The organism is Streptococcus sp. A22 (assembly GCF_043674215.1).
Classification (GTDB): domain Bacteria; phylum Bacillota; class Bacilli; order Lactobacillales; family Streptococcaceae; genus Streptococcus; species Streptococcus suis_V.
In genome coordinates, this window is sequence record NZ_JBIMJQ010000006.1 from 107124 (window position 1) to 113515 (window position 6392).

Sequence of the window (6392 nt, forward strand, 5' to 3'; positions counted from 1 at the left end):
GAGAGAACCATGGCAGTATTAGAAACGTCTAGAGATAAAAAAGTATTATTAAAAAAGACGGAAGAGTATTTCAATGCAATCCGAACCAACATCCAGTTGAGTGGGGAGGATATCAAGGTAGTGGCCATTACGTCTGCTCAATCCAATGAAGGAAAGTCGACCACATCAGCCAGTTTAGCGGTGGCCTATGCGCGTGCGGGCTATAAGACTGTATTGGTGGATGCCGATATTCGAAATTCCGTCATGTCTGGCTTCTTTAAGCCAAAAACCAAGATTACGGGCTTGACAGACTATTTGGCAGGAACGACGGACCTTTCCCAAGGACTCTGTGATACAGACATTCCAAATCTGACTGTTATCGAGGCAGGGAAGGTGTCGCCTAACCCCACAGCCCTCTTGCAAAGCAAGAATTTCGAAAACCTCCTTGCGACCCTCCGTCGATATTTTGACTATGTCATCGTCGACTGTGCCCCACTTGGTGTAGTCATTGATGCAGCTATTATTGCTCAAAAGTGTGATGCCGTTTTGACAGTGGCAGAAGCTGGAAGAATCAAACGGAAAGCTCTACAAAAGGTCAAAGAGCAACTCGAGCAAACAGGGACTCCATTCCTTGGTGTTATCTTAAATAAATTTGACACCAAGTTGGAAAAATACGGTTCATACGGTGCTTACGGTGCCTATGGCAATTATGGAAATTACGGAAAGAAATAGACCGAATCAATCGGTAATTCAGAGATATGTCACGATCAGTAAAACGAATCATTTTATTGGGATTCGATCTCATGTCGATTGCCCTATCCTTTGTATTGAGTAATCTCTTTTTAGGGGTTATTATAGACTTGCCGAATGAACAGCTGAAAGTTGGATTTGTTCTAGTGACCATTGTCTACCTAGCCCTATCTATTTACTTGAAGGTCTTCTCACTCATTACACGCTACACTGACTATGAGTCACTCTTTAAGATTGGATTGAGCGTAGTGATGGCCTATGGCTTTCTCTTGCTTTCATCCTTCTTCCTTTGGCAAACGTTTTCCTATCGCTTTATTCTCACTTCAAGTATTTTGACCTTTGTCTTGATGGTGGTACCCCGTCTAACTTGGCGTGCCATCCATGATGGAAAGTCTAAATCCAAGTCCAAGTCAAATACACGACGGCCAGTTCGGACCCTGGTTGTTGGTGCCGGTGACGGAGGACAGCTTTTCATCAATACCGTTATCGAACGCAAATTGGATTTTGATTTGGTAGGTATTGTGGATGCGGATCCAAGTAAGCTCAATAGCTATATTCGCAATGTCAAGGTAATCGGAAATCGCAACGACATACCAGCCTTGGTCAAGGATTTGGAGATTGAGCAGGTCACCATCGCTATTCCATCATTATCCGGTAAAGAGCGAGAATCCTTAGTCGAAATCTGTAATTCAGTGAACGTTAAGGTCAATTCCATGCCTAGTATTGAAGATATCATTGCGGGCAATATCTCTGTCAGCTCCCTCAAGGAGATTGATATTGCGGATTTGTTGGGCAGACCTGAGGTTGTTTTGGATCAGGAAGAATTAAGCAGCTATTTTAAGGATAAGACAGTCTTGGTTACTGGAGCCGGAGGTTCTATCGGTTCGGAGCTGTGTCGACAGGTGGCACGGTTCAAGCCCGACCGTCTGATTTTGGTGGGTCACGGGGAAAATTCGATCTATCTGATTCATCGGGAGATGGTAAGTCTCTATGGAGAAGAAATAGAACTCATTCCTGTCATAGCCGATATCCAAGACAGAGACTTGATGTTCTCAGTCATGAAGGAATTTCAGCCCCACGTTGTCTATCATGCAGCGGCACATAAGCATGTTCCACTGATGGAGTACAATCCACATGAAGCGGTTAAAAACAATATCTTTGGGACCAAGAATGTGGCAGAGGCTGCAAAAGAAGCAGGCGTTGACAAATTTGTCATGGTATCGACGGACAAGGCGGTCAATCCACCCAATGTTATGGGAGCGACCAAACGTGTGGCTGAAATGATTGTAACCGGCTTGAACGGAGACAGTAAGACCCAGTTTGTAGCTGTCCGATTTGGGAATGTACTAGGTAGTCGGGGTAGTGTGGTTCCGCTCTTCAAGGAACAGATCAAGAAAGGTGGGCCAGTGACGGTCACGGACTACCGCATGACCCGCTACTTTATGACCATTCCGGAGGCCAGTCGCTTGGTCATTCAGGCTGGCTACATGGCCAATGGTGGTGAGGTCTTTGTCCTAGACATGGGTGACCCTGTACACATCTTGGACTTGGCCCGTAAGGTCATCAAGCTCAGTGGACACACAGAAGAAGAGATTCAGATAGTAGAGTCTGGAATTCGTCCTGGTGAAAAGCTCTACGAGGAGCTTTTGTCAACAGAAGAGCGTATCAGTGAACAAGTTCATGAAAAGATCTTCGTTGGTCGAGTGACCAATCAGGATAAGGAACGAGTCCAAGACTTTATCGATCGCCTATTGTCCCTGGACAAGGTCGAGTTGAAAAATGTCTTGATTGACTTCGCACGACAGGATTAAGAAAGTAAAAGTTATTTTTACTTTCCTAGAGTTTAAATGGGATTTAAATTCTAGGAAGGTTGAAATACGTTCATGAGGTAGGTCATACGTTATTGAGAGAAAAGAAAACAGTGTCAAAGGTAGCCTTTACCATAAGGTTCAGATAGAGCTGGCTTTCACTTCTAAGCAGTTAGACGGAAGTCAACTGATGTATGACCAGACATGGTATATCTATAAGACTAATGCGATTGATTTTGAGGATAGTCTTCACATTCATGTTCGTTTTGAATGTATCCATCCTCTTTAAGATGGTAATGGCAGGGTTGGACGACTAATTTTGTTCAAGTTATATTTGAAACACAACTATGTTCTGTTTATTATCAGCGATGATATGAAGTACTATTACTATCGTGGTCTTTCGAAATAGGGGAACCAAAATGGTTTCTTGCTAGATACTTTTCTATCCGCTCAAGATAGATTCAAAATCTACTTGGAATATTTTAGGATTGAGTATTAAATACTTAACTAGTTTTAAGAAAAAGGAGATTGAAAATGGCATTTGATTTTTCAAAAAATGTAGTACCTTTCGAAAATAAAGTTTGGTTGGCTTCTCCAACAATGCATGGTGAAGAGCTGAAATTTATGAAGGAAGCATATGATACAAACTGGATGACTACAGCTGGTTCGAATATAAATGCATTAGAGGAACAGATAAAAGATTACACTAAGAGTGAAAATGTCATTGCGCTTTCGTCTGGTACTTCTGCACTGCATTTGGCAATGAAGTTAGCAGAGATTAAAAAGGGTGACTTTGTTTTTTGTTCGGATGTTACTTTTTCTGCCACAGTTAATCCTGTGACATATGAAGGTGGTATCCCAATCTTTATTGATTCGGAATATGAAACATGGAATATGGATCCGGATGCATTGGAGAAAGCATTTGAAATTTATCCGGATGTAAAAGTTGTTGTTTTGGTTCACTTGTATGGAGTACCTGCAAAAATAGATGAGATACAAGCTATCTGTGATAAACACGGAGCAATTCTTGTTGAAGATGCGGCGGAATCTCTGGGTGCGACTTATAAGGGGAAACAAACAGGAACCTTTGGACGCCATTCTATTATTTCTTTCAACGGTAATAAAATTATTACAGGTTCAAGTGGTGGAGCTTTATTGACCAGTGATTTGCAGGCGGCAAATAAAGTCAGAAAATGGTCTACCCAAGCACGTGAGCAGGCTGCTTGGTACCAACATGAAGAGATTGGCTACAACTATCGAATGAGCAATGTTATAGCTGGTGTTGTGCGTGGACAGATGCCCTATTTAGATGACCATATTACTCAGAAAAAAGCTATTTATGAACGTTACCAAGAAGGATTGAAGGATATACCGATCAAAATGAATCCATTTGATTCAACTAATTCAGTACCGAATTATTGGTTATCTTGCTTAACTATTAATCCAGAAGCCATGGCAAAACAGGTGCGTTCGGATAATGATGTCCTCTACACATCTGAGAAAGGGAAAACAACTCCGTCAGAAATACTAGATGCACTAAATGCAATCAATGCAGAAGGTCGCCCAATCTGGAAACCAATGCACTCACAACCAATTTTTAGAATGAATCCATTTATTACAAAGCATGGAAATGGTAGAGCACAAACCAATGCTTATATTGAGGGAAATTACTCAGAGGTAGGTACAGATCTTTTTGAACGCGGACTATGTCTTCCGAGTGATAATAAGATGACTGTAGAAGAGCAGAATATTATTATTGAGACCATAAGAGCTTGCTTTGAATAGAAATTAGGAAAAATGAATAAAGGATTATACGAAAAATATTTTAAACGTTTGATAGATTTTATCTTATCTTTAATAGCGATTATTTTGCTATCCCCTATCATTGCTCTGGTCAGTGTTCTAGTATATTTTAAATTAGGTTCACCAGTCTTGTTTAAGCAAGAACGACCCGGCAAAGATGAAAAGATTTTCAAAATGTATAAGTTTCGGACGATGACTGATGAAAAAGATGAGCATGGTCAATTATTACCAGACAAAGTCCGATTAACCTCGTTTGGGAAGTGGCTTAGATCTACTAGTTTAGATGAGCTGCCTGAACTCGTTAATATTTTGAAGGGAGATATGAGTATAGTTGGTCCAAGGCCGTTACTGTCCAAATACTTACCGCTATACTCTGAAGAGCAAGCAAGAAGACATGAAGTTAGACCGGGATTGACAGGCTATGCTCAAGCTAATGGTCGAAATTCTTTAAGTTGGGAAGAAAAATTTGTGATGGATGTTGAGTATGTAAATAACGTTACATTTATTGGTGATATTAGAATTATTCTTCAAACAGTTCGGACTGTTTTAAAAAGAAGTGGTATTTCTTCCACCGAATCGGCAACAATGGAAGAATTTAAAGGAAACAAATGAAAAAACTTGCGATTATTGGAGCTAGTGGTCATGGAAAGGTAGTTGCGGATATTGCTGAAAAAAATGGCTACAATCAAATTGTGTTTTTAGATGATTATTTTACTGGTGAATGTGCAGGCTATCCTATTGTTGGTACGTCACATTATATTGAAGAATTGTCTGATTTTGAATTCATCATAGCTATAGGTGATAACAAAGTTAGAGCAACTAAACAAAGTTTACTACCTCAGGATAGAATTGCAACTTTGATTCACCCCTCAGCGGTAATTTCAAGACGTGTTGTTGTTAATGCTGGGACAGTTATTATGGCGGGGGCAGTAATAAATTCTGATGTAACAATAGGGAGAGGTTCAATAATAAATACAGCCTCTTCGGTGGATCATGATTGTATAATTGGGGATTTTGTACATGTTTCTGTTGGAGCACATGTGGCAGGTAGTGTTAATATAGGTACCTGTACTTGGATAGGTGCTGGAGCGACTATAGTAAATAATATAAGTATCAAAAATGAGATATTTATAGGTGCGGGTGCAGTAGTTGTTAAAGACTGTATAGAGTCAGGAATTTATTTAGGTGTTCCAGCGAGAAAAAGAAAAGTATGAAGATATTAATTTTAGCAAATAACGATGTTGGTTTATACAAATTTAGAAAAGAATTGATTGAGAATCTTTTATTGAAGAATGAAGTATTCATTTCATTACCATATGGAAAACTTATCGAAAAATTAGTTGAAAAAGGTTGTAAATTTATTGATACACCTATAGATAGACGAGGGATAAATCCGTTTCGTGATATTGCAACTGTTTTAGCCTATTATAAATTGTTAAGACAAATCAAACCAGATTTAGTTATTTCATATACAATCAAACCAGTTATTTATGGAGGCGTGCTAGCTAGACTATTAAAGTTGAAATATGTTGCATAGATTGCTAAGCAAGCGGGTGTAGTTCAGTTTATATTTATGAGGAGTATCATTGTGTATGGGGATAGTACAAGTGGTGAACGGGTCATTACTAAACTAACCAAACCGAACGCTTCTGATTTTTATGGAGATAGTAGTGGCAAGCAGAGCAAAAACTAAATAAGCTTTCAGGTAATACATTTAAAGTCGTAATAATAAGACCACCAATGATATATGGAAAAGGTTCAAAGGGAAATTATTCTAAATTGTCAAAGTTGGCCCAGAGAACTTCAATCTTTCCATAATTTTAAAATTCGAGAAGTATGTTTCATATTGATAATCTTTCTGAGCTTCTAGTACAGATAATTTTAAAAAATAGAGATGGTATTTATTTTCCACAAAATGCTGAATATGTTAATACCCCGCGTTGTAAAATGAAGTGCAACAAAAAAGACATGTTCATCTGATATACTAGAATTCCCCAACTCAGTATAGAAAGCAGATGAACATGTCCAACACTCATTCTACCAGAAACTCAT

Annotated in this window: 6 protein-coding genes; all 6 read left to right on the forward strand. The window is 39.2% G+C overall.

Annotated features, from left to right (window positions below):
* Positions 1-9: 9 nt before the first annotated feature.
* The 6 genes from ACHBHN_RS04025 to ACHBHN_RS04050 all read left to right on the forward strand — a co-directional run bounded on the left by ACHBHN_RS04025 (position 10) and on the right by ACHBHN_RS04050 (position 5877).
* Positions 10-711, forward strand: coding sequence for a tyrosine-protein kinase (locus ACHBHN_RS04025; RefSeq protein WP_394733653.1), 702 nt, complete (start codon positions 10-12; stop codon positions 709-711).
* Positions 712-737: 26 nt separating this feature from the next.
* The gene (locus tag ACHBHN_RS04030) at positions 738-2540 is read left to right on the forward strand and encodes a polysaccharide biosynthesis protein (RefSeq protein WP_394733654.1); all 1803 of its coding nucleotides are present in this window, start codon (positions 738-740) and stop codon (positions 2538-2540) included.
* Positions 2541-3071: 531 nt separating this feature from the next.
* On the forward strand, positions 3072-4322 hold the full coding sequence (locus ACHBHN_RS04035) for a DegT/DnrJ/EryC1/StrS family aminotransferase (RefSeq protein ID WP_394733655.1): 1251 nt from the start codon (positions 3072-3074) through the stop codon (positions 4320-4322).
* Positions 4323-4334: 12 nt separating this feature from the next.
* A complete protein-coding gene (locus ACHBHN_RS04040) occupies positions 4335-4952 on the forward strand; it encodes a sugar transferase (protein ID WP_394733656.1) in 618 nt (205 codons plus the stop codon).
* Positions 4949-5554, forward strand: a complete 606-nt coding sequence (locus ACHBHN_RS04045; protein WP_394733657.1) for an acetyltransferase — start codon at positions 4949-4951, stop codon at positions 5552-5554. The genes ACHBHN_RS04040 and ACHBHN_RS04045 overlap by 4 nt, the downstream gene beginning before the upstream one ends.
* Positions 5551-5877, forward strand: coding sequence for a glycosyltransferase (locus ACHBHN_RS04050; protein ID WP_394733658.1), 327 nt, complete (start codon positions 5551-5553; stop codon positions 5875-5877). Before ACHBHN_RS04045 ends, ACHBHN_RS04050 begins: the two co-directional genes overlap by 4 nt.
* The last annotated feature ends 515 nt before the right edge of the window (positions 5878-6392 follow it).

What these genes read in the sequence shown, in the direction of transcription:
- ACHBHN_RS04030 (WP_394733654.1), top strand. Translation starts at nt 738, where the DNA reads ATGTCACGATCAGTAAAACGAATCATTTTATTGGGATTCGATCTCATG.
- ACHBHN_RS04040 (WP_394733656.1), top strand. Translation starts at nt 4,335, where the DNA reads ATGAATAAAGGATTATACGAAAAATATTTTAAACGTTTGATAGATTTT.
- ACHBHN_RS04050 (WP_394733658.1), top strand. Translation starts at nt 5,551, where the DNA reads ATGAAGATATTAATTTTAGCAAATAACGATGTTGGTTTATACAAATTT.
- ACHBHN_RS04035 (WP_394733655.1), top strand. Translation starts at nt 3,072, where the DNA reads ATGGCATTTGATTTTTCAAAAAATGTAGTACCTTTCGAAAATAAAGTT.
- ACHBHN_RS04025 (WP_394733653.1), top strand. Translation starts at nt 10, where the DNA reads ATGGCAGTATTAGAAACGTCTAGAGATAAAAAAGTATTATTAAAAAAG.
- ACHBHN_RS04045 (WP_394733657.1), top strand. Translation starts at nt 4,949, where the DNA reads ATGAAAAAACTTGCGATTATTGGAGCTAGTGGTCATGGAAAGGTAGTT.